Genomic DNA, 23626 nt, shown 5'->3' with positions numbered 1-23626 from the left:
GGTCGCCCGGCCACCACACAACCAACGAATACTCTTTCCTTATGCCTGCTCCCACAGCTGCTCCCGTCACCCTCGCTCCCGAACAGGCCGCCTGGTTCGCGGAGACCTTCTCGATCCTCACCGGCAACGTCGAGCAGGCGATCCTCGGCAAGCGGCACGTGGTCGAGCTGGTGCTCGCCGCGGCCGTCAGCGGGGGACACGTGCTGCTCGAGGACTTCCCCGGCACGGGCAAGACGGCGCTCGCACGCGCCATCGCGCAGACCGTGACCGGCACGAGCACCCGCATCCAGTTCACCCCCGACCTGCTGCCGGGTGACGTGACGGGCATCACGGTCTACGACCAGAAGGAGGGCGCCTTCGAGTTCCACGCCGGTCCCGTCTTCGCGAACATCGTGCTCGCCGACGAGATCAACCGCGCGAGCCCGAAGACGCAGTCCTCGCTGCTCGAGGTGATGGAAGAGGGAACGGTCACGGTCGACGGTGTCACCCGCCCCGTGCCCTCGCCGTTCCTCGTCATGGCGACGCAGAACCCCATCGAGCAGGGCGGCACCTACCGTCTGCCCGAGGCACAGCTCGACCGGTTCATGATCAAGACGTCGATCGGCTACCCCGACGAGGCGGCGACCATGCGCATCCTGCAGGGAGCCGCGCAGCCGAAGCACGTGCTCGACGGCATCGTCGGTACCGACACCATCCTCACGATGGCCGAGATGACCCGCGGCGTATACGTGAACCCGCTCGTCTCCGACTACATCATGCGCATCGTCGACGCCACGCGTCGGGCCTCCGAGGTCCGTCTCGGCGCGAGTGTGCGAGGCGCGATCGCGCTCTCGCGCCTGGTGATGACGTGGGCCGCCAAGAACGGTCGAACCTTCGTCACGCCCGACGACGTGCGCGAGCTCGCGGTCGTGGCGCTCGCCCACCGTCTCGTGCTCGAGCCCGAGGCCGAGTTCGACGGCGTCACCGCCGTCGCCGTCGTGGGCCAGATCCTGCTCGATGTCGAGCCCCCGCGCGAGAACGGCACTGCGTGAGCTTCAGCACCGAGTCCCGTCTGACGCGCACGACGGCGGGCACGAGCACGTCGACGCGCACGTCGACGGTCACGCGCTACGACCGCACACGCCGGGGCCCCGTCCGCGGCGCGGTGTTCGGCGTTCGTCGTGCGGCTCGCAACACGGGGCGCGCGGCGCGCGCATCCGTCGCCTGGGTGCGCGAGACGGTCACGGCGGCAGGGATGCTGGTGGTCGTGGCGCTTGTTCTCGGTCTCCTCGCCGGGCTGCTGTTCGGCTGGGTCGAGGCCTGGGCCGTGGGTGCGATCGCTCTGGTGCTGCTGGTCGCCTGCGTCCCGTTCATCCTCGGCACCCACGACTACCGGATCGACCTCACCCTCGATCGTGACCGCGTGGTGGCCGGAGCGGAGATCGGGGCCACCCTCGACGTCCGCAACAACGGCGAGCACCTCTCGCTCCCCGGCGTCGTCGACGTGCCCGTGGGGGAGGGGCTGGTCGAGGCGCACGTCCCGCTGCTTCGCCCAGGCTCCCATCACCGCGAGCAGCTCACGATCGCCGCTCATCGTCGCGGCGTCATCGACGTCGGTCCCATGACGATCACTCGCGGCGACCCGATCGGCATCCTGCGTCGTGAGCTCCGCTGGCCCGACGTGCAGCGCATCCATGTGCATCCGGTCACCGTCCGGCTTCCCAGCACCAGTGCGGGCCTCATCCGCGACCTCGAGGGCACGCCGAGTTCGGTTCTGGTCGACGCCGACCTCTCGTTCCATGCCGTGCGCGAGTACGTCGTCGGCGACTCGCAGCGCCACGTGCACTGGAAGTCGACGGCCAAGACCGGCAAGCTCATGGTGCGCCAGTACGAGGAGTCGCGGCACGCCCGTATCGCGATCATCCTCGACCTGGACGCCGAGTCGTACGAGAGCGACGACGAATTCGAGAACACGGTCAGCGCTGCGGCATCCCTGGCGCTCCAGGGAGTGCGCGACGGCCGCGACGTGCTCTTCTCGGTGAGCAACGAGATCCCCGAGCACAGCCGTGCCGAGGTGCTCTCGATCCGTACGCTGCCGACCGTGACGCCCAAAGCGCTGCTCGATGCCACGTCGACCATCGATGCGGCCGACCGGGTCATGCGTCTCGAGGCGGTCACCGCACTCACCGTGCAGTCGTATCCGGACCTCTCGATCGGGTTCCTGCTCACCGGCTCGCGGATGCCGCTCGACCGACTCCGACTCGCAGCGGTCAAGCTGCCCGCAGCGGTCGAGGCGGTCGCCGTGCGCAGTGAACTCGGCGAACAGCCGACCATGCGCGCGGCCCGCGAGCTCGCGGTGATGACCCTCGGGGCCCTCGGTGACCTGCCGCAGATGCTCGCGCGCGGAGCCCTCCGATGAGCGCGGCAGGAGCGAAGCGCGGCGTGGCGCGGTCACGACGCTCGTTCTCCGTCTCGGCTCTCACGTTCTGGTCGCTCGGCTACGTGCTGGTCGGTGTCGGCCTCGCGACCGCGGCGGTCTGGCCGGTGTACGAATCGCCGCGCGCGCTGGCCGTCGGCCTTGTCGGCGGTCTGCTCGGCATGGCGATCGCCGTGCTCACCCGCCTGCTGCGCTGGGGGATGCTGATCGGCGCCCTCGCGGCGGTCGGCGCGTACCTCGTGGTCTCGGTGCCGCTCGCGATCCCCTCCGCGCTCTCGTCGATTCCCGCGTTCATCGGCGGCCTCCGCGATGCGGTGCTCGGTGTCGTGCTCGGGTGGAAGCAGATGCTGACGCTCAACCCGCCGCTCGGCGAGTACCAGGCCGTGCTCATCCCGTTCCTCGTCGTGATGCTGTTCGGCGCGTTCGTCGCGACCCTCCTCGTGCTCGAGCACGGACGCCGTGCCACGATCGCAGTCCCCGTCGTGACGGCGATGAGCGTGTTCGGCATCGCCTTCGGCGTGAGCGGCACCACGTCGCCCGTCTCGATCCTCGGCGTGGCGCTTCCGGCTCCCCGGGAGTGGCTGATCGGCGTCGCCCTCTTCGTCTCCGCGCTGGTCTGGCTGGTCGGTCGTGCGCGTCTCCAGCGTGCGCAGGCGCTGCGCACGGTCGCCGCCGCCAACATCTCTCGCCGGGCCACCCCGGTGTGGCTGACCGTGCGTCGGCACCTGCTGTCGGCAGCGCTCGCGGTCGTCGCGCTCGTCGCCGGATTCGCGATCGCCCCGGCGGCTGCGGGATGGTCGGACCGTTCGGTGCTGCGCGACGAGGTCGAGCCGATGATCGTCGTGCAGCAGCAGGCGAGCCCCCTCAGCGCCTACCGTTCGTGGTTCGCGGGCGGCACACTCGACGAGACCGTCCTGCGGGTGCAGGGCGACCCCGGTGCGGTCGATCGCATCCGCCTCGTCACCCTCGACTCGTACGACGGCGAGGACTTCCACATCGACCCGGACGACCGGTTCAGCCGCCTCCCGCGCACGGCGCTCGCCGCGTCAGGGCGGGTGACGCTCGACATCACCATCGGCGACGCCTACCGAGGCATCTGGGTGCCGTCACCGGCCGGTCTCGCGGAGGCGCCGGCGTTCTCCGGCACCCGTGCCGACGCGCTCGCCGACGGGTTCCATGTGAACGAGGGAGGCGACACGGCGATCACGATCGCCGAGACCTCCAGCGGCGAGGAGGGACTCATCCCCGGCGACCGCTACACCGTTCTCGCGGATGCCCCCGGCGACCAGGGCGACATCACCGCACTGCAGGGTGGGGCGTCGAGCCTCGACACGGATCGGTATCCGGCGCTCGTCGAGTGGGCCGAGATGCAGGAGCAGCCTCGCACGGGCGCGGGCTATCTCGAGATCGTCGATCGTCTGCGCTCCCGCGGCTACCTCAGCCACGCGCTGCTCGACGATGAAGCGGCAGCCGGGTGGATCGCCTCGCTCAAGGAGTCCGAGGGGTATGCGTTCGCACCGAGCTACGCCGGGCACTCCGCGGCTCGCGTCGAGGAGCTCTTCACCGACATGGTCGAGCAGGAGCGGCGGGCGGGAGCGGATGCCGCACCCGAACTGCTCGTCTCTGCGGTCGGCGACGACGAGCAGTTCTCGGTGGCCGCGGCGCTTCTCGCCGAGCACTGGGGCCTCGAGTCCCGCGTCGTGATCGGCACGCGCCTCGCCGCGGCCGAGGAGGTGCCGGGGATCCCCGCGTGCACCGAGACGTGCACGGGGGCGAACATGAGCGCCTGGGTCGAGGTGCGGGCCTCCGGCGCCGACTGGATGCCGGTCGACACGACGCCGCAGTACGCGATGCTGCCCAGCTCCATCACGGAGGGCGAGCAGCTTCCCGAGCATCCGACCGTCCCCGAGCAGCCTCGCTCCGAGGCGCTGGATCCTCCCCAGGCACAGAGCGACTCGAACAACGATGCGCCTCCGCTCGAGGATCCTCAGTCGGAGGTGCTGGCGATCCTGCTGCCCATCCTGCGGGCGGTCGGTCTGAGCCTGCTCGGACTCGTACTGCTGGCGCTGCCGTTCCTCGTCCTCGTGCTCGCCAAGAGGTATCGCGCGAGAGCCCGCCGCACGGCGGCGGACCCTGAGGTGCGGCTCGCCGGTGCGTGGGAGGAGCTCGTCGACGTGTACGCCGACCACGATGTCGAGATGGACGCGCAGGGCACCCGCGCTCAGCGCGCGCTGTCGACCGACCGTGAGGCCGCGGATCGTCTGGCGGAGCTCGTCGACCGTGCGGTGTTCGCGGAGCATCCGCCGACGACGGATGACGCGAGTGCCGCGTGGGAGATCGTGGATGCGGAACGTGCTGAGCTCGCGCACGCCGGCAAGCGGTGGCACCGGCTCGTGATGCGGGTGCGCCCGACGTCGTTCATCGGCCGCGTACGGGCAGCGGGCGGCATCCGCTCCTTCGGGCTTCGGCCAGCGCTCGGTACGCTCGGATTGACCGGTTCGCTCGGCGACCGGACAACATCAGGAGGACAGACATGACGATCTTCGAACCGCTGCCGCCCGCACAGCCGCCCATGGTGCCTCCCGTGCTCTATCTGCCGTTGAGCGTGCAGTCCACGCCGCAGGAGCAGGCGGTGGAGATCCGGGAGCTGAAGGACGGCCGCCGCGCGCTGCTCGCGTACACCGCACTCGATCGGCTGCTCGACCTCGCAGGCGAGCGACAGCCGTGGATACTGCTCCGCACCGAGGAGCTCGCCCAGATCAAGAAGTCGCAGCCCTACGATGTCGTGATCTTCGATCTCGACATCCCCGCCTCGTACCGTCGGGACGGAGCGATCGCATGACCCGCATATCGATGGACCCGGAGGTCATGGCCGTCCACGCGAGCATGCACGAGGAGGCGGTGGAGTTCATGCGGGGAAAGCTCGCCGCGATCCCCGGATCCGTCGACGGGGGTCTCGCATCCGATGCGGTCGCGGCGATCATGATGCGCGTCGGCGAGGGGGTCGACGCGCTGTACCGCATCAACGGCACGCTCGGCGAGGTCGTGCGAGCCGTCGCCGACGATGCCGCGACGAACGAGCAGGACGTCATCGACCAGCTCTCCCCGGTGGCCACGGCGGTCGAGGACCTCTGATGACGATCGACACCACCACGCACGGAGACCCGGCACAGGTGCGCGCCGCCGCCGAGTGGCTCGACCCTGGGCTGAAGGATGCGGCTGACGCGTCCTCGAAGACGACGAGCTTCATCCCGACGGGCGTCCGCTCGCACTGGTACGGCGAATCGGCCGACGACTACGTCACGATCCTCCTCCGTACGACGGATGCGGCGAACGAGATCAGGGACCAGGCGGGCGATGCCGCGGAGAAGCTCCGCTCCTACGCCGGGCAGCTCGAGCGGATGCGCGACGACTTCGCGGCCCACCGGGACAACGCGCGCGCCCAGGGTCTCCCCGTGAACGGCATGGTCATCGGCCGGCCCGTCTCGCTGCTCCCGACCTGTCCCGCGACCCGTGACGACCCGAACTGGGATACCTGGCAGGAGCACCTCGATCGCATCGATCTGTACAACGAGATCGCGACCGATGTCGGAGCCTGGTGGGGCGAGCTCGAGGTCTGGATCAGCGAGAACCTCGACGCGTTCCTCGGGGGACTTCCCGGAGCGACGACGGCGGAGAAGATCCTCTCCGGCCTGAACGAGGCCGGCGGCGAGATGCCGAAGATCTACCTCGACGGTCAGGGTCTGGCGTGGAAGAACACCGCCAGCGATCTCGTCAGCCACGCGGACGAGCTCCGCACCGGAGCATCCGACTTCGTGAGAGACCTCCGCTCAGGGAACCCCGCGACGAAGGCCGCGGCCGAGGCGGCGAACCCGCAGGGCATGCGATGGGCGGCCGATGAGGCTGAGGATCTGGCTCGCGGGCTGTCGCGCGCGAGCAAGGCCGTGCCGTTCGTCGGCTGGGGCATCGACCTCTGGGACCTCGGGACGGCTCTCGAGAGCGGTGACGACCCGTCGTCGACAGCGGTGGAGATCGGCGGCGGACTCCTCGGCGGCGCAGCGGCCGGACTCGGGGTCGCCGGGCTCGCGGCGGCTGGCATCGTGACCCTGCCCGTCTGGGGAACGGCCGTCGTGGTCGGTGGTGCGGCGGTCGCCGTGGGCGCCGGCGCGGTCTGGGCCTACGAGAGCTGGGTGCCGCAGGACGTCAGGGAGTCGATCGACGCAGGGCTCTCCGATGCGTGGGACGCGTCGACGGACTTCGCCGAGGATGCCTGGGAGAACACGACCGACGTCGTCGGAGACGTCGGTCATGGCATCGGCAGAGCCTGGAAGGGCGTGTTCGGATGACTTCGACCGAGACGACCGCCGTGCAGACGATCTTCGTGCCCGGACATGCGGGGTGGGCGGGCCAACAGCGCTCCACGACCGGACTGACCGTGCTCGGCGTGGTGCTCGGGCTCGCGCTCGCCGGCTATGGGCTCCTCCTGGTGCTGGATCCGGCTCCGGCGATGAAGCTCCTCGGGCTGGCGGTGTTCGTGACGATCGGTCTCGCGGCATGGTTGCTCGCGGCGCACCTGCGCGTCTCGCGGGTCCGCGTCGTGCGCGTCGAGGCCACCGATCGTGCGCTCGCCTTCCGCGGTGCCGAGGAGATCATCACCCCGCTTCGGCTCCTGGCCGTAGCCGGGGTGCTCATCCTCGCTGGATGGGCATGGGCGATCGTCGCGGTCCCGGCCGAGCGGCTCTCGACCCTCACCCTGCTCGTCGTCCCCGCCGTCGGCATCACGCTGACCGTCGTCGGGACGCGGAGTCTGTTCCGGCGGCCCGACGCGCATCGGATGACGCTGACGCCGGAGGGCATCGACCTGCGCATCCCGCGCACGGGACTTCGCGCGACGTGGGACGACGTGAGCGGCGCGGCGCTGTCGGGAGATCGGGTCGCGCTGCGCACGACCACGGCGAGGCCGGCATCGTGGGCCGCACGCGATCTCGCGAGCGATCCCGTGCTCCTCGCCGAGCTCGTCACGTTCTACGCGGCCACGGCGTCTGCACGCGCCGAGATAGGACCGCGTACACTCGATCGCCTGCGTTCGGGCGAGTTCTGATGCCTCGCCGAAGTCGGCGGAGCGGCCGGTCCCGTGGTGTTCGTCGGTCGGATGGTGTCGCGCTCGGTACGCTCGGATTGACCGGTTCGCTCGGCGACCGGAAGAAGGGGGACTCATGATCGCGCCCGTGGATGCCGGCTACGCGACGATGCTGGCCATCGTGGGCGGTCTCGGTGTGCTCATCGGCATCGCCATCTACGTCTGGTACGCGTATGCGCTCTCGCGCCTTTTCCCGCGTATCGACGGCGAGGGGTGGAAGGGCTGGGTCCCGATCCTCAACGAGGCCGAGATCCTCGCGCGAGGTGGAGTCCCCGCCTGGTCAGTCGTGTTCTACTTCATCCCGATCGTGCAGCTGTACGGCATCTACCTCAAGGTCGTCGCGACCCACCGCATCAACCAGCGGTTCGGGCGGGGCGCCGGGATGACGGTGCTCGCGATCCTGCTTCCGCCGGTGTGGGCGACGGTTCTCGCCTGGGGCGCCCCTCCCTACCCCGAGGGCGAGCGCCTGGCCGCTCTGCAGCCCGGGCCGCGTCGCACGTCGCAGCCCGCCGCGGCGCCCGCTCGTGATGCGTCGGGCTACACGATCCCGTCGCTCGCGCCGCACGCCCAGAGCCAACCGGATGCTCCCGCGCTCATCTTCCCCGACTATGCGGCCCCGCCTCGGGCGACCGAGACGTCGGAGCCGGCGGCGCCCGCTGCGCTGTCCGCGTGGGGCGCGCCGCCGCAGCCGCCATCCGCTCCGTCATCGGCACCGGGCGCGCCGGTCGGTCCGCCGCCCGTTCCCGGTGCGCAGTCCCCGTCGTACCCGCCCACCGGTGGGCAGTCGTCGAACATCGGAGCGCCTGCCGCGTCGTTCGCGCCGCCCGCACCACAGGCCGCACCGCAGCCGCCCGCCCCGGTGGCGTCGCCGCAGCCCCCAGCGCCACAGCCTCCATCACCGCAGCCGTCGGCACCGCAGTTCGCCTCGCAGCCGTCAGCGCCGGTGGCGTCCTCCGCTCCGCAGCCGCCGGCTCCTGTCGAGGCGCACCCGACGACCGGGATCATGGCTGCGATGGGTGGAGAGCCGGTGGCCCCGCAGCCATCCGCGCCCGTCGCTGCTCCGCAGCCTCCTGCCGCTCCGCAGCCTCCTGCTCCTGCCGCGCCGCAGCCTCCCGCTCCTGCCTCTCCGCAGGCGCCCGCTCCATTCGAGGACGCGCCATCCGCGCCGCCTGCCGTGCAGTTCGCGGCGCCCGCATCGCCGGATCACGGGGCAGCGGATCAGTCGCCCGTAGCGCCGACCGCCGACCCGCAGCGTGTCGTACGTCCCGCCCCGCCGTCGTTCCGCGACGGTGCCTCCGACCTCGAGCCGCAGATGCCCGTCATCCGTCCGGCGCCGTCCGCGGCAGCGGCAGCGGCAGCGGACGCGCCCGTGACGCCGGCGGCCCCGGTGGTGCCCGCGCCGGCCGACCCTGCGCCGGTCGACCCCGCGCATGCTGCCGCATCCTCGGCCGCTCCGATGCCGCTCGGCGGACTCGCCGCCGACGTCGACAAGACGGTCGTCACTCCGCGTCCGGCAGAGATCGACGTCGACGACTTCGATGCCACGGTGGTCGTTGCGCGCAAGCGCGGCGTCCGCCGCTCGCTCGTGCTGGATGACGGCCGCAAGTTCTCGCTCTCGGGCGCGAGCGTCGTGATCGGTCGCAATCCGATCGGCGAACCGGGCGAGCAGCGACTCGCGATCTCCGACACCACACGCACGCTGTCGAAGACGCATGCGCGCCTCGTCGTGCACGACGACGAGTGGCGCCTCACCGATCTGCACGCCACGAACGGCGTGGTCGTGGTCGAGGAGAACGGCACGGAGACCCTGCTCGATCCGGGCGAGAGCGTCACCGGCAACGGGCGCTTCATCCTCGGCGAAGTGGGCATGCACGTCATCGCGGAGCGCGATTCGTGACTCTCTCTTCGGTGGTCCTCAACGTCGCGTCACTGACCGACACCGGTCTCAAGCGCGCCGCGAACGAGGACTCGGTGCTCGTCGCATCGCCGGTCTTCCTGGTGGCCGACGGCATGGGCGGACACGAGGCGGGCGATCGCGCCAGCGCTGCGGTGGTCGAGGCCTTCGAACCGTTGCGAGGACGCACACTCGAGGTCGCCGACATCGGCGAAGCCCTGAGCCATGCTGCGGCCGTGGTCGAGGACATCTCGGCCGAGCACAAGCGCGGGGCGGGCAGCACCGTGACCGGCGTCGCGCTCGTCGAGCACGACGGCGCACCGCACTGGCTCGTGTTCAACGTCGGCGACTCGCGCGTCTACCGGCACCACGGCAACGACCTGACCCAGCTGACGATCGACCACTCGCTGGGGCAGGAGCTCGTGGATGCCGGGGAGCTGCGCCCCGAAGACCTCGCGTCGTTCTCGCAGCGCAACGTCATCACCCGGGCCATCGGGGCACCGGACAGCACGGCCGACAGCTGGCTGCTTCCCGTGGTCGACGGCGAGCGGCTGCTGCTGTGCTCCGACGGACTGAGCGGCGAGGTCAGCGATGAGGCCATCCGCGCGACCCTGACGATGAACGGACGCCCCGAGACCGCCGCCGCGGCGCTGGTGAGTCGGGCGCTCAAGGCGGGCGGCCGAGACAACGTCTCGGTCGTCGTGATCGACGTGGTCGCCGGGGGTGCGCGCACGCGACCCGACGACAGCACGGCCGGCCGCATCGCGGCATCCGCTTCTCTGACCGACTCGATGCTCGAGGGCACGACGATCCCGGTGCGGGCGCGATGACCGACGACGAGAACGACGGCGAGGAGACCGTCATCCTCACTCGTCGCGACCGGCGTCGAGGAGGCGCGGTTGCGGATGCACCGCCAGCGCCGTCAGCGCCGTCAGCGCCGTCAGTGCAGTCAGTGCCGACGGACGTTGCGGACGTCGCGGACGTCGCGGACGAGGATGCGAGGTCTGAGGATTCGACGGATGGCACCGACGTCGAGGTTCTCGATGAGGCCACCGTCGTTGTGGACCGGAGCGCGGGACCGGTCGCGGAGCCCGCCGGTACTCCCGACGACGACGCCGAGGTTCTCGATGAGGCCACCGTCGTGGTGGACCGGAGCGCCGGAGTCGTCGAGGAGCCCGCCGGTACTCCCGACGACGAACTCGTCGAAGAGGCGACTGTCGTCGTGTCCCGGCCGCCTCGACCTCTGCGTCGCAAGCGAAAGAAGGGCGCCGACGAGCAGGACGATGCCCCGGTCGATCCCGCGTCGACCGCCGCGCCCATCTCATTCGAGGCGCCGACCGACGTTCGGCCACCCGAGATCTATCGTCCCCGCCCGGCGCCGCTCGGGCCCTCTGCGCCGCCGATCGTGGCCGGAGCCGCCGCACCCACCAGGGCGGTGGATCCGGAGCTCCCCTCCGTCGCCAAGCAGGGACTGCGCTGGAGCATGGCGACACTCCTCGCTTTCGCCGTGGCCTGCGCCGTCTCCGTCGCCGGTCTCGTCACCCTGGGGTTCGTCGTCTTCGCCTGAAGCCCCGCCCGCTGAGCGTCGGCTGACTCTCTGCGGCTGCTGCCGGGCATCTACGACCTCGAGTACACAGACGAACAGGAGCTCACCACCATCGATCCCGGCGGTGGCGATGGCGAGCCGTCGGCCGACTCTGTCAGTTCACCCGATCGGCATCGGCGCCCGTGTCCGGCGTGTGCAGCAGTCCGCCCTCGCGCTCGAGCTCGCTCGGATCGTCGACGGGGGCTTCCCTGCGGCGTCGCAGCACGATGAGGATGCCGAGCACACCGAGCAGGCTCGCTCCGCCGATCGCGGTGAACAGCGCCGCTTCACGCGTGAGGAGGAACGGCGAGGCTCCGTGGTCGGGGTCCACCGTGGCGACGGGAGGTCGAGCCGCGCTCTCGGCGGTGTCGAAGTAGGGGCTCACGGGGCCCCGTGTCGTCTCGTCCGGGAGCAGCTCGATCGCGGCGAACGGCTGGATGAAGCCCCACCCGTTCACGTCGTCGCGGTTGTCGGCGTCGGCTCGAAGCCCGGTGGCGGTGAGCCGATAGGCCCACCCTGCCGGAGGATCCTCGGGGTGCGCCTCGGCGACGAGGGCTGCGGCAGCGCTCGCATATCCGGTGGCGAAGCTCGACGCCGGGGCGTCACCCGCGAAGACGCAGTCCCCTCCTCCTGCCGCCGCCGTCAGCACGTTGCCTCCAGGAGCCGTCACGTCGACCTGGGGGCCGTGGATCGAGCTCTCGGTGGCTCGGCCGTTGCTGTCGGCCGCGCTGACCCCGAGAGCCTGCTCGTACGCTGCGGGATACCTGGCGGCGTCCGCCGCATCGGCATCCGACGCCCGGTTGCCGCCGCTCGCCACCACCAGGGCTCCGACCGCGGCCGCATGCTCGACGGCGGCGCGGAGCTCGGCGGAGTCGCTGCTCTGCGACATCGAGACGTTGATGATGTCCGCGCCGTTGTCAGCGGCCCAGTGGATGCCGTCGGCGATGCGCTGCGAGGTCGGTCCGTAGCCCTTGTCGACGTCCTGCTGCTGGTTGCTGCGGAACACCCGCACCGACAGGAGTCGTGCGTCAGGTGCGAGTCCGACCACGCCCGACCCGGGCACCTGCTGTGCGGCGATCTGCCCGGCGATGGCGGTGCCGTGGCCCGTCGTGTCACTCATGCCGTCTGCGCGTTCGCCGTCGCCGACGAGGTCGACACCGCCGATCACGACCCCGGCGAGGTGCGGATTGCTCGCGTCGATCCCCGAGTCGACGACCGCGACGACGATGCCCTCGCCCGTGGCGAGCCGGTTCGCGTCCTCTGCTCCGAGCTGAGCCAGAGCGACCGGAGCCTCGGGGCTGAAGACGACGGTTCCCGGGGTGCACGCCTGCCCAGCCGTCGCGGTCGAGACGATCGATGACGAGGTGGCGGTCGACGCCAGCGCCGTCGCCGGTGCTCCGAGCACCGCCGTGCCGAGCATGACGGCCGCGAGGGCGGCGCTGCGACGACGCATCAGTTCGTCCCGGAGCCGGGCGACTCTCTCGCGGCTTCGGTGGTCAGGGCGGGCCCCGCCGCGAAGAACTCGAGCCAGGCGTCGGACACGCGTCCCACATCGTCGGGGGAGTAGCCGAGCTGCGCGATGGGGCCGCTCGCGGCATCCTCCGCACTCTGCTCGGCGGTCGCCCCGGGGATCGCGTAGGCGGTGCCGGATTCGTCGATCAGCACGGCCATGCCCACCGCGTCGTCTGATGCGGCGCTGACCTGCACGAGGGCCCCGCCGCCAACCTTGACGTCGACCGTCGAGCGCTCCTCGGGCAGCCCGCTCGTGGTCGCTCCGAGCACGGTGCGAGCGTCGTCGGTGAGCACAGCGCACGGAGACTCGCCTGCCGCGAGGGGCTTCAGCGGCAGTGTGGGCCAGTCTTCGCCTCCGATGTACGCAACCGTCGGCACATCTCCGGTCTCGGCGGGCGAGACCTCCTCTTCGGATGCCTCCTGGCCGCTGCCGAGAAGGTACAGCTGGTAGGCGAGAGGGCTGAGGCGTGCGAGCTCACCGGTCGCGAGAGCCACGTAGCGCTCGTCGGCGGGGGTGCCCTGCGTGTGCACGATCGTCCCCGCCGTGAGGTTCGTGTCGGGCACGGGGGCGCCCATCGCGTTGAGCCTGATCGGCTCGAGCTCCTCGCCGGATTCGAAGAGGTTGAGCCAGCGGCCGTCGACCTCGAGGATGTCGCTGGTTCCTAGGCCGACCGCGCGGAGCACGGCGTTCGCGTCATCGGCCGAGACCGCGTAGCGCAAGCCGTCGGCGATCACGAAGAGCTCGTCGCCGCGTTGGACGACCGCGCCCGTGCCCGTCGAGACGTCGGCGACGGGAGAGGTCGAGAGCGAGACGGCGGCGCCTTCTCCGTCGTCGACGCACGCGGTCCACGACGAGTTGATCAGCGCGTTCGGGGCCGGAAGGTCGTCGGGGGCACCGAGGATGCCGATCGCGGGGCCGACCGGGATCCCGTCGAGCGCGGCCTGGTCGGTGCGCACCACCTTGAACTCGCCGGCGGGGATCAGCAGGCGTGCACTGGCGGTGTTGATCACCGGGTACAGCGTGCCGTCGACCGAGACGTAGCGGGCACCTGTGTCGGTCGCGACGATCAATCGGTTGTTCTGCCAGTCGCCGGGAAGACCCGGCTGCATGATGCCCCAGAACACCCCGACGAGGATGACGCCGACCGTGAGCGCGACGCCGGCGACGACCGCGCGCAGAGGCTTGGCGGGGTCGAGCTCCTTGCCGCCGGGGGCGCCTCCGGTGAACGCCGAGAGCAGTCGGCGCCGGCTGAAGCCCTGCGCCTCGATCAGATCTTTCTTGGTCGCCATCGGTCAGACGAGCCCGGCCGTGGTGACGCCGAGCGGCAGCAGGAGCGCGAGAGCGATGACCTCGACGGTGTCGCCGAGGCGGGTCAGCCGCAGGCGGGCCTTCGGAGTCAGCAGCGTCAGTCCGACGAGGATGACGGTCGCGACGACGAGGATGAGGAGCATCCAGGTGCGCACGTCGGGGAGCGCGAGCGCCACCGTCACGCCCGTCGTGGCGAGGCCGATGGCTCCGATCGCCATGAGTACGAGCACGCCGAGGCGGGCGTGGATCTGCCGCGACTGGAACATCATGCCGACGAACGCGAGAACGCAGAGCAGAGCACCGAAGACGCCGCTGGCGGCGACAAGCGGAGTCGCGATCAGGGCGGCGAGGCCGAGCGCGGCACGCAGCGCGATGAGGGTTCGTGTGCCGGCGGCCGCGCGGCGCTTGACCTCGTCGGCGTCGATCGGCTCGGGGGCGGCGAACATGTCGGCATCGCTCTGCGGAGAGATCACGCGGATGCGGGTGGAGGTGAGGGCGAGCCACGGGATGCCGTTGGCGAGCAGCGCCGTGGTCGCGAGCATGATCGCGTACGGCGCGAGCGCGTCTCCGAAGATCGCGGCGCTCGTCGCTGTGATGCCGATGGATGCGCCGAGGGCGATGGGCACGAGGTGGATCTCGGGCTTGTCCTGGGTGACCGCGAGTCCGACGCCGCCGACGATGACGAGTCCGAGGCCCAGAGCGGCGAGCGGCCACCCCCAGATGCTCTGCACCGGCACGGCGAGGTACCCGGCGAGTCCTCCGTAGGCCGCCGCGGTGAGCCCGAGTGCGTGTCCGGCCTCCGGCTGGCGGAGGCGCATGAGGACGGCGGCGGCGACGCTCAGGACGATGGCACCCGCTCCCGCGATGATCGCCGGCAGGAGCGACGTCGGCGGCGTGGCCACCAGCAGGAGCGCGCAGAGCGCGAGGAACGTGAGGCTGACGAAGAGAGCGGTGCGCGAGCTGTCTGCCGGGGTCCACGAGCCGTGCTGCTCGGCGGTGGCGTCGATCACGGCCTCGACGACGTCGTCGTAGACGCGCGGCTCCTTCATCAGGCCGCCGCGGACGAGGGTCAGCAGTTCGCCGTCGTGCACGCCCTGCGCAGCGGCGCCGCGGGCGGGGTCGAGGGGGGTGCCGTCCGCCCTCTGCAGCGAGTAGCCGCCGTGCGTGAGCGTCGGGTCGAGCACGCCCAGGCTCCGGGCGAAGCCGGGGATGATCTCGACGAGGGGGACCTGCGACGGCACGCCGACGTCGAGCCGGCGGTCGTCGCTGACGACGGAAAGCCGCAACACGGTGCCTGCCGCTGTGCTGCTCTGAGTCATGGAACGATGCCCCCTCCATGGTTGCCGCCGGTCGGGAGGAGACCCGTGGCTGCGCATTCCGCCTTTCACCCTAGTTGAGCCGTGCGACAACGCGTAGTCATCGCCTTGGGGTTTTGTCCATCGATGGTGGGAAGTCGGGGTGGGTGTGTGGGGTGTTCTGGTGATTGGGGGCGATCTGATCTAGCCTGTGTCGTGAAACGAATCGTGGGGGGTTGTTTCGAAGTCGTCCCAATACTGGGATGCGCTCCCCGCACGTGTGTCCTTTGTGGACCGGAGGGAGTGAGTTATGGCTGATGTCATCTCCGCTGAAGAGGGGGCTCTGCGCCGCGGAGCCCAGGCGGTGCGGGAGACGAAGTCCGGGATCGATCAGCAGACCAAGAAGGTCCGTGGTGAGATCGAGCAGCTGCGTGGTTTCTGGACGGGTGCCGCTGCCGCGTCGTTCTCGACGCTGATGTCGCGGTGGGACGAGCAGGCTCGTCAGCTGAACGAGGTTCTCGTGACGCTCGAGGATGCTCTTGCGGGCACTGAGCGTGACCAGGCTGCGACTGAAGAAGCTCACCAGCAGACCATCTCGGGCCTCGGCTCGATGATGGGTTCCTGAGCGTAGACCACAGAGATTTCAAGGAGGACATGATGCAGTCGATGTCAGTTCGTCCGGAGCAGGTCAATGCTCTGGCAGGGCAGATCCGTAGCGGGTCGCAGGCTATTCGTTCGGAGCTCGATCGTCTCGAGTCCGAGGTCGGGAAGCTGCGTGCGGCGTGGGATGGTTCCGCGCAGCAGGCGTATGACCAGGCGCAGGCGAAGTGGAACCGTTCGCTGAGTGAGATGCAGCAGCTTCTCACGCAGATCGCGGGTAAGACCGAGGAGATCTCGGGCCAGTACGTGCAGACCGACAAGTCGGCTGCCGGGCGGTTCGGGGCGTGATCCCGTGACGCGGGCCCGTCGCAGCGATGCGTCGGGCCCGCGTCGTCTGCTCTGCCCTCCGCCCTGGTCGGAGGACGGTGCAGACGTCAGGGGTTGCAGCGTATGAAGGAGGGGGTGCGATGAGAGCGCGCTCCTTGGAAGTCCACGGCAGTGCAGTGCAGGGCGGATAGGGTGCAGGTGTGGCAGTCGAGACGGTAGAGCGGCGTCGGATCGTTCTTCAGAGTGAGGATCGTCGCTTCGATCTCTCCCTTCCCTTCGATGAGACCCTCGACGACGCTCTCATCCTCAGCGGACTGTCGACGGCCGATCGCTTCGTGACGATCGGCCCCGGCGGCTTCGAGATCCCGGGTGAGACCGAGTGCGAAGACCTCATCGACGGCGGACTGTATGCGCTCATCGACCGCACGGCGCTCGCCCCGCAGGCCCGGCGCGCAGGTGCGCTCCCGGCTGCCACGCGTGCGGATCACGGCGCCCGATGGTGGATGCTGGCCGTCAGCGGTCTGCTGCTCGTCGCGGTGTTCGCGCAGGGAGCAGGCGATCCGCTGCTCAGGCTGCTGATCGGTCTGCTCCTCGTCGTCGGAGCGATCAGCGGTGCGGTCGCGTGGGCTCGTCGGGACTCGGCGGCAGGAGTGCGTGGCATCCTCGGTGTCCTCGCCCCGATCCTCCTGTCGTTCGCGGCCGGGGCGCTGCTGATCCCGGCGGGGCTGGAGGAGAGCGCTCATCTCTCCGCAGCCACCGGTCTCCTCGCGGCCGGGATCACCACCGCCGTGATCGCCGTGTCCGCTCGGGCCCGTCCGATGCGGGCGGCCGCAGGAACGGCGACAGTGCTGCTCGTCGTCCTCGCCTCCGTCTGGGGGCTCGCGCTGCTCCTGCGCTGGGGACAGGCCGAGGCAGCCGCCATCTCGCTCGGACTCGTCCCGCTGGGGCTCCGAGCTCTGCCGAGCAGTCTGGTGAACCTCCCCGAGGGATACTTCATCGACTACAAGCACTTCATGACCAGCCGCTGGACCGTGCGCGGAGCCATTCCCGAGTCCGTCGGCCTGCTGCGACCCGAGCGCATCACGGCCGTCGTCGACGACTCCTCCGCCCGACTCATCGCCGGGACGGCCGTGCTCAGCCTCGTCGCGGTGCTGATGACTCCGCTGGCCGTCCTGCGCGAGTGGCCGGACGATCCGATCGTGCTGTCGGGAGGAATCGCCCTTCTCGTCTGCGTCGGCCTCGCGCTGCTGCTGACTCCGCGGCACACGACCTCACGCATCCTGCGCTGGCTTCCGCGTGCGGCGGCCGCCGTGGTCTTCGTGATCGCCGGCATCCAGGCCTCGGTGGCTCTCGGCGCAGGTTTCCAGGTACTCGGTGCGGCAGCGCTGTTCGTCGTCGGTCTCACCGCGGTCGCGGTCATCATCCCGATCTCGCGTGGTGCGAGCTCGCTCATCTGGTCGCGATTCGGCGACGCGTTCGAGTGGCTCGCCGTGGCGCTGGCGCTGCCGGCCGCACTGCTCTACGCGAATGCGCTGTCGCTCGTTCGTGGAATGATGGCGGGATGAGCGGGAACGGCGAACCACAGCCCTGGCCGGCGGGTGGACTGATCCCCCCGGTGCAGCCGGGACCCGGTCAGCATGGTGAGATCCCGGCACTTCCTCCGGCACTGATCGCGGCGCCTCCCGGGGTCGACGGCGCACCGCTGCGCTCCGCACCCACCCCTCCCGCACCCACCCCGATCGTCTCGACGCGCGCGCGGACGCGGCAGCCCGCAGACGGTCTGGGGCCTGCATTCGTCGGCTCGCCGGCGGGCACAGGGCTGCGGATCGCGGCCTTCACCCTCGATGTCGCCGCGGTGATACTCATCGCGGCCATCGTGCTCGTCACCACGCGCAGCATGCTCCTCGCCGGTCTGACGGTCGCCGAGCTCGCGATCTTCCTCTGGGTGCTCGAGGCCCGCACGGGTCTCACCCTCGGCAACGCCGTGCTCAGGCTGCGCGCGGCGCGAGCCGACCGCCCGTACTCTCCCGGCATCGGCCGCCAGTTCGTGCGAGGAGTCGTCACCGGTGCGGGATTCCTGGTCGCCGTGGGCAGCTGGGTCGTCGTCGCATCCACAGCCTGGGACCGCGGCGGCCGCCGTCAGTCCTGGGCCGACCGCATGGCGGGCACCGTGGTGGTGTCGGTTCCTCCGCGCGCGGCCGCAGACGTCGACCCGGTGGTGCCCGTGCCGCAGGCGGCGGCGCCACTCGCGCCCCCTCAGGTCGTGCCGCTGGGTGCGCATCCCTCGGCGGTCGAGGAGGACTCCGAGCCCACCGATGCCCGTGCGGCCTCACACCGCACCGAGACGCCCGCCCCCGTGCCTCAGGGCGAGGACCGGCCGCTCTTCACGGTGGCACCTGCCCCGGCGCAGCAGTCCGGCGGCGACGCTGCAGGCCCTGCATCCGAGTCCGGCGCCCTGCTGCTCATCTTCGACACCGGTCAGCGGGTGCAGCTCGGGCTTCCGGTCGCAGTGAACCTCGGTCGTGCCCCCGTGGCGAGCGTCCATGACGACCGGCTCGTCACCGTGACCGATCCTGATTCCTCGGTGTCCAAGACGCACCTGCGCATCGAGCACTCTCGAGGCCGCACCTGGGTCACGGACTTCGGATCCACCAACGGTTCCGACATCCGCTCCGACGACGGACAGATGACGGAGCTCGTCGCGGGTGAGCGGATGCTCCTCGACGACGCCGACCGCGTCCGCATCGGAAACCGCAGCTTCACCATCAGCCTCCTGCTGGCCACAGACAGCAGCGCCGGAGAGAGAGCATGACAGGACCCCGCCTCGCGCCGCCGCGCGTCCCCTCCGGAAAGCTCCCCGTCCAGGCGCCGCCCGAGCTGCAGCCGAACGACGGCGGCATGGGGATCCTCGGATCCCTCCTGCCGATGCTCGGAAGCGTGGGCGCGATCGTCATGGTCACCATGTCGAACCAGTCCGTGACGGGCCTCCTCACCGGTGGCATGTTCCTGCTGTCGTCGCTCGGCTTCGTCGCCGTCAACGGCTGGCGCCAGCGTTCGCAGCGGCAGGCGGCCACGCTCGGCTCGCGCCGGGAGTACCTGGCCTACCTCACCGAGCTGCGCCAGACCGTGCGCGTCGCCGCGAGGCAGCAGCGGAGAGCGGCAAACTGGCACCTCCCCGCGCCCTCAGCGCTGCCGTACATCGCCGAGGAGCGCACTCGCGTGTGGGAGCGCGGGATGAACGACCCCGACTTCCTCACGGTGCGGGTCGGCACGAGCGACCAGCCGTTGTGCATCACGCTCGAAGCCCCCGAGCTCCCTCCGCTCGCGCAGCTCGACCCGGTCGCGGCGTCAGCCGCGCATCGATTCATGCTGACCCACGAGCTCCAGAAGAACCTGTCGCTCGGCGTCACCCTGCGCGACTACGCGCGCGTCGAGATCACCGGCGACGAGAACGAATCCCGCGGCCTCGCGCGAGCCATGCTGCTGCACCTCGCCACGATGCACGACCCGGACATCGTGCAGATCGTCATCGCCGCCGACTCCGCCGTCCTGCCGCAGTGGGAGTGGGCCAAGTGGATGCCGCACACGCACTCGCGCACCGTGAGAGACGGTCTCGGTGCTGCGCGAATGATCGGCTCCCAGCTGTCCGAGCTCGAGGACATGCTCCCGGCCGAGGTGCGGGAGCGGTCGCGCTTCTCACGTGACGGGTCCGGCGCCAAGGTTCCCCACATCGTGATCCTCACCGACGGCGTGAGCACGTCGTTCAACGACATGCTGGTCAGCGGCGACGGCGTGCAGGGTGTGACCGTGATCGACCTCCCCTCCCGCTGGAGCGACCTCGACGACCCGAACGCGCTCCGCATCGCCTTCGAGCCCGGAGACAAGGGCAGCCGTGCCGAACTCGTGAGCCTGCAGGCCCCTGCGCGGCCGTTCGAGGCCGACGCGATCAGCATCGTCGAGGCCGAGGCGACCGCGCGGCGACTCATCGCCCTGTACTCCGGTGGCACGACCATCACGAAGAAGAAGAGCGCGACCGATCAGGCCGAGCTCGTCGAGCTGCTCGGACTCCCCGACGTGCGCGATCTCGACCTCGACGCGGCCTGGGCTCCTCGTCTCGAACGCGACCGACTGCGTGTGCCGATCGGTCAGACCGAGGACGGCAGCCCGCTGATCCTCGACATCAAGGAATCCGCGCAGCAGGGTATGGGCCCCCACGGTCTCATCATCGGTGCGACCGGTTCGGGTAAGTCCGAGGTGCTGCGCACGCTCGTGCTCGCCCTCGCGATGACCCATTCACCCGAGCAGCTTAACTTCGTGCTCGTCGACTTCAAGGGTGGCGCGACGTTCGCCGGCATGGCGGACATGCCCCACGTCTCGGCGATCATCACGAACCTCGGCGAGGAGATCTCGCTCGTCGACCGCATGCAGGACGCCCTGCAGGGCGAGATGGTCCGTCGGCAGGAGCTCCTCCGCGCGACCGGTCCGTTCGCGAACGTCGCCGACTACGAGAAGGCGCGTCGTGGCGGACGCAGCGACCTCGCTCCTCTTCCCGCGCTGCTCATCGTCGCGGACGAGTTCTCCGAGCTGCTGTCGGCCAAGCCCGAGTTCGTCGACACGTTCGTCAACATCGGCCGACTCGGCCGTTCGCTCCAGGTGCATCTGCTGCTCTCCTCGCAGCGCCTGGAGGAGGGCAAGCTCCGCGGCCTCGACACGCACCTGTCTTACCGCATCGGCCTGCGCACGTTCTCGGCGGCGGAGTCGCGCACGGTGCTCGGCGTGCCCGACGCGTATCACCTGCCCACGCAGCCGGGTGCCGGGATCCTGAAGTCCGACACCGAGACGATGACCCAGTTCCGTGCCTCCTACGTGTCGGGGCCGCCGCCCCGACGCAGGCGCCGCGCGGCGACCGGCTCTGCGCAGAGCACAGGCTCGACCGCGGTCGAGCTGTTCACCGCGGCTCCCGTCTGGCGTGCTGACACCCCGGTCGACGAGCCCGAGGTCGTGGTCGACGCCGAGCCCGAAGAGAAGCGCAACACCTTCGAGATCGCCGTCGAGATGATGAGCGGTCGCGGCCCCTCGGCCCACCAGGTCTGGCTGCCGCCGCTCGAGACCCCGGCCACGCTCGACCAGCTCTTCGGCGACCTCGTCGAAGACCCGGCCCTCGGCCTGATCTCGCCGCGGTGGCGGGGCGCCGGTGCGCTCACTGTTCCGCTCGGAATCGTCGATGTGCCGCTCGAGCAGCGCCGCGAGAACCTCGCGATCTCGCTCGGCGGTGCCGCGGGTCACATGGCGATCGTCGGTGCGCCGCTCAGCGGCAAGAGCACTCTCGCGCGCACGGCGCTGGTCGCACTGGCGCTCACGCACACTCCGCAGGAGGTGCAGTTCTTCGTGATCGACTTCGGTGGCGGCAGCTTCACCGGCCTGCAGAGGTTCACGCACGTCAGTGGCGTCGCGACGCGTTCGGAACCCGACATCGTGCGACGCACGGTCGCCGAGGTCACGAGCCTGCTCAACGCCCGCGAGGTCTACTTCCGTCAGAACGGCATCGACTCGATCGACACGTATCGTCAGCGCCGTGCCCAGGGGCTGGCGGATGACGGCTACGGAGACATCTTCCTGATGGTCGACGGCTGGGGCACGCTGCGAGCCGAGTTCGAGATGCTCGAACCGCAGATCCAGGCGATCGCCGCCCGCGGTCTGACCTACGGCGTACACGTCGTGATCACGGCGGCTCGCTGGATGGAGATCCGCGCCAACATCAAGGACCTCATCGGCACGCGCATCGAGCTGCGGCTCGGCGACCCGACGGACTCCGAGGTCAACCGCAAGGCCGCGGAGAACGTCACCGCGATCCCCGGTCGCGGTCTGAACGAGAACGGCCTGCAGATGCTCACCGCGCTGCCGCGCATCGACGGCGTCGACGAAGCCTCCTCGCTCGCAGGCGGCATCGACGATCTCGTCGCGCGAGTCGCATCGGCGTGGCATGGCCCGGCCGGACCCAAGCTGCGTCTGCTGCCATCGCGCATCGGTCACGCCGACCTGCGCGGCGTCGCCGCGGCCGCATCGGCGGACGGTTCGGAGCCCCGCGAGATCCTCCTCGGCATCGACGAGGCGAACCTCGCTCCGTTCTCGATCGACCCCCTCGAAGAACCGCTGCTCTATCTCTACGGCGATGCCGACTCGGGCAAGTCGTCGATGCTCCGCGGAGTCGTGCACGAGATCACTCGCCTGTACGGGCCGTCCGAGGCGAAGATCTTCGTGGTCGACTACCGCCGTGCGCTGCTCGGAGAGATCCCGCAGGAGTATCTCGGCGCCTACCTCACCTCGCACGAGATGACGGAGGGCGGCATGAGCGAGCTCGCGCAGTTCTTCCAGAGCCGCATCCCCGGCGCCGACGTCACCCCCGACCAGCTGCGCACGCGGTCGTGGTGGAAGGGCGCCGAGGGCTTCGTGCTCATCGACGACTACGACCTCGTGTCCACTTCGCAGGGCAACCCGGTGGCCGTGCTCGCGCCGCTGCTCGCGCAGGCGGCCGACCTCGGTCTGCACGTGATCCTCACGCGTCGCACCGGTGGAGCGAGCCGTGCGGCCTACGACCCGATCATCCAGCGCATGACCGACCTCGGCGCCACCGGCATCCTGCTCTCGGGCAGCCCGGAGGAGGGTCAGCTGATCGGCAAGGTCAAGGCGATCCCGGCCATCCCCGGTCGTGCGCAGATCGTCAGCCGTGATCGCGGCCTGGTCGCCGCGCAGCTGCTGTGGGTCCCGCCGAGCTACCAGTGACGGACGCGAAGAGGATCGCCGTCGAGACCGTCTGGGTCCCCGGTCACACCGGATGGCAGGGGCAGCAACGGTCGACGACCGGGCTGATCGCACTCGGCGTCCTGCTCGCCGCCGCGATCCTCTTCTACGCGGCGACGCTGGTGGTCGACCCCGCCCCGGCCATGAAGGTTCTCGGAGCGGGAGTCGTGGTGGCCGTCGGTATCGCCGTCTGGCTGCTGGCGGCCCACGTCAGGGTCGCGCGCGCGAGAGTCGTCCGCCTGGTCATCGACGAGACGAGCGTCGTGTTCGGTGGCGCCGAGCAGATCATCTGGCCCGTGCGCACTCTCGTCCTGGCGGGAATCCTCCTCCTGGCCGGGTGGGCATGGAGTGTCTTCACGGTTCCCGCAGAGCGGATGACGATGCCCACCCTGCTGGGCGTGCCCGTGATCGGGGCGATACTGCTCATCACGGGCGCTCGCTCGTGGTTCCGGCCGCCTTCCCGCCATCGACTGGCGATGCGCCCCGACGGCCTCGAGCTGCGAATCCCGCGCAACGACGTGAGCGCGACCTGGGACGAGGTCGAGGATGCATCGCTGGAGGGTGATCGCGTCGTGGTCCGCACGTCCGCGACGCGTCCCTCGTCGTGGGCGACTCGTGATCTCGCGAGTGATCCGGTGCTCGTCGCGGAGCTCCTGTCGTTCTACGCGCATCATCCTGCGGCGCGTACCGAGATCGGTGCGGGAACGATCGCACGCCTCCGGTCCGGAGATTTCTGAGGAACCGGGT

The 23626-nt window shown here is 70.3% G+C and carries 19 protein-coding genes; 16 read left to right on the top strand and 3 right to left on the bottom strand.

The genetic code is table 11. The features are described 5' to 3' along the window. Positions 1-41 precede the first annotated feature (41 nt). The 10 genes from OD997_RS18075 to OD997_RS18030 all read left to right on the top strand — a co-directional run bounded on the left by OD997_RS18075 (position 42) and on the right by OD997_RS18030 (position 11017). The gene (locus tag OD997_RS18075; RefSeq protein ID WP_056510298.1) at positions 42-1031 is read left to right on the top strand and encodes an AAA family ATPase; all 990 of its coding nucleotides are present in this window, start codon (positions 42-44) and stop codon (positions 1029-1031) included. Further along, positions 1028-2398 (top strand): DUF58 domain-containing protein, encoded by a 1371-nt coding sequence (locus OD997_RS18070; protein ID WP_434332925.1) that lies wholly within the window; start codon positions 1028-1030, stop codon positions 2396-2398. Before OD997_RS18075 ends, OD997_RS18070 begins: the two co-directional genes overlap by 4 nt. Then, entirely contained in the window at positions 2395-4953 is a 2559-nt protein-coding gene (locus OD997_RS18065) for a transglutaminase domain-containing protein (RefSeq protein ID WP_434332924.1), read from the top strand. The genes OD997_RS18070 and OD997_RS18065 overlap by 4 nt, the downstream gene beginning before the upstream one ends. Further along, positions 4950-5258 carry an SAV_915 family protein gene (locus OD997_RS18060; protein WP_056310012.1) on the top strand — a complete coding sequence of 103 codons (309 nt, stop codon included), beginning with the start codon at positions 4950-4952 and terminating at the stop codon, positions 5256-5258. Before OD997_RS18065 ends, OD997_RS18060 begins: the two co-directional genes overlap by 4 nt. Then, on the top strand, positions 5255-5551 hold the full coding sequence (locus tag OD997_RS18055; protein ID WP_434332923.1) for a hypothetical protein: 297 nt from the start codon (positions 5255-5257) through the stop codon (positions 5549-5551). The genes OD997_RS18060 and OD997_RS18055 overlap by 4 nt, the downstream gene beginning before the upstream one ends. Continuing rightward, positions 5551-6762, top strand: coding sequence for a hypothetical protein (locus tag OD997_RS18050; protein WP_434332922.1), 1212 nt, complete (start codon positions 5551-5553; stop codon positions 6760-6762). The genes OD997_RS18055 and OD997_RS18050 overlap by 1 nt, the downstream gene beginning before the upstream one ends. Then, a complete protein-coding gene (locus tag OD997_RS18045) occupies positions 6759-7517 on the top strand; it encodes a hypothetical protein (protein WP_434332921.1) in 759 nt (252 codons plus the stop codon). The genes OD997_RS18050 and OD997_RS18045 overlap by 4 nt, the downstream gene beginning before the upstream one ends. A gap of 115 nt (positions 7518-7632) precedes the next feature. Then, positions 7633-9453 carry a DUF5684 domain-containing protein gene (locus OD997_RS18040; RefSeq protein ID WP_434332920.1) on the top strand — a complete coding sequence of 607 codons (1821 nt, stop codon included), beginning with the start codon at positions 7633-7635 and terminating at the stop codon, positions 9451-9453. Then, on the top strand, positions 9450-10280 hold the full coding sequence (locus tag OD997_RS18035; RefSeq protein ID WP_434332919.1) for a PP2C family protein-serine/threonine phosphatase: 831 nt from the start codon (positions 9450-9452) through the stop codon (positions 10278-10280). Before OD997_RS18040 ends, OD997_RS18035 begins: the two co-directional genes overlap by 4 nt. Beyond that, positions 10277-11017, top strand: a complete 741-nt coding sequence (locus OD997_RS18030; protein ID WP_434332918.1) for a hypothetical protein — start codon at positions 10277-10279, stop codon at positions 11015-11017. The genes OD997_RS18035 and OD997_RS18030 overlap by 4 nt, the downstream gene beginning before the upstream one ends. Positions 11018-11150: 133 nt before the next feature. Here the strand turns inward: OD997_RS18030 and OD997_RS18025 are convergent, their stop codons facing one another. Genes OD997_RS18025 through eccD form a run of 3 tightly spaced genes read right to left on the bottom strand, consistent with a single transcriptional unit; the run spans position 11151 to position 15175 of the window. Then, entirely contained in the window at positions 11151-12488 is a 1338-nt protein-coding gene (locus OD997_RS18025; RefSeq protein WP_434332917.1) for a S8 family serine peptidase, read from the bottom strand. After that, the gene (gene eccB, locus OD997_RS18020) at positions 12488-13837 is read right to left on the bottom strand and encodes a type VII secretion protein EccB (RefSeq protein ID WP_056510275.1); all 1350 of its coding nucleotides are present in this window, start codon (positions 13835-13837) and stop codon (positions 12488-12490) included. The genes OD997_RS18025 and eccB overlap by 1 nt, the downstream gene beginning before the upstream one ends. Before the next feature lie 3 nt (positions 13838-13840). Then, on the bottom strand, positions 13841-15175 hold the full coding sequence (gene eccD / locus OD997_RS18015; RefSeq protein ID WP_056510274.1) for a type VII secretion integral membrane protein EccD: 1335 nt from the start codon (positions 15173-15175) through the stop codon (positions 13841-13843). Positions 15176-15461: 286 nt separating this feature from the next. Here eccD and OD997_RS18010 point away from each other — a divergent pair, with 286 nt between their 5' ends. The 6 genes from OD997_RS18010 (at position 15462) to OD997_RS17985 (ending at position 23616) form a co-directional block, all read left to right on the top strand. Continuing rightward, entirely contained in the window at positions 15462-15776 is a 315-nt protein-coding gene (locus OD997_RS18010; RefSeq protein WP_056510271.1) for a WXG100 family type VII secretion target, read from the top strand. 41 nt (positions 15777-15817) lie between these two features. Then, the gene (locus tag OD997_RS18005; RefSeq protein WP_056512674.1) at positions 15818-16099 is read left to right on the top strand and encodes a WXG100 family type VII secretion target; all 282 of its coding nucleotides are present in this window, start codon (positions 15818-15820) and stop codon (positions 16097-16099) included. Between the two features lie 179 nt (positions 16100-16278). After that, positions 16279-17643 (top strand): hypothetical protein, encoded by a 1365-nt coding sequence (locus OD997_RS18000; protein ID WP_434332916.1) that lies wholly within the window; start codon positions 16279-16281, stop codon positions 17641-17643. Beyond that, positions 17640-18890 carry an FHA domain-containing protein gene (locus OD997_RS17995; RefSeq protein ID WP_434332915.1) on the top strand — a complete coding sequence of 417 codons (1251 nt, stop codon included), beginning with the start codon at positions 17640-17642 and terminating at the stop codon, positions 18888-18890. Before OD997_RS18000 ends, OD997_RS17995 begins: the two co-directional genes overlap by 4 nt. Then, a complete protein-coding gene (gene eccCa, locus OD997_RS17990) occupies positions 18887-22861 on the top strand; it encodes a type VII secretion protein EccCa (RefSeq protein WP_434332914.1) in 3975 nt (1324 codons plus the stop codon). Before OD997_RS17995 ends, eccCa begins: the two co-directional genes overlap by 4 nt. Next, positions 22858-23616, top strand: a complete 759-nt coding sequence (locus tag OD997_RS17985) for a hypothetical protein (RefSeq protein WP_434332913.1) — start codon at positions 22858-22860, stop codon at positions 23614-23616. The genes eccCa and OD997_RS17985 overlap by 4 nt, the downstream gene beginning before the upstream one ends. The last annotated feature ends 10 nt before the right edge of the window (positions 23617-23626 follow it).

Origin of the sequence: Microbacterium sp. CGR1, from assembly GCF_051062835.1 — a bacterium.
GTDB lineage: Bacteria > Actinomycetota > Actinomycetes > Actinomycetales > Microbacteriaceae > Microbacterium.
The sequence above is the reverse complement of the archived record's forward strand: the minus strand, read 5'-3'. Positions and strand labels throughout refer to the sequence as shown.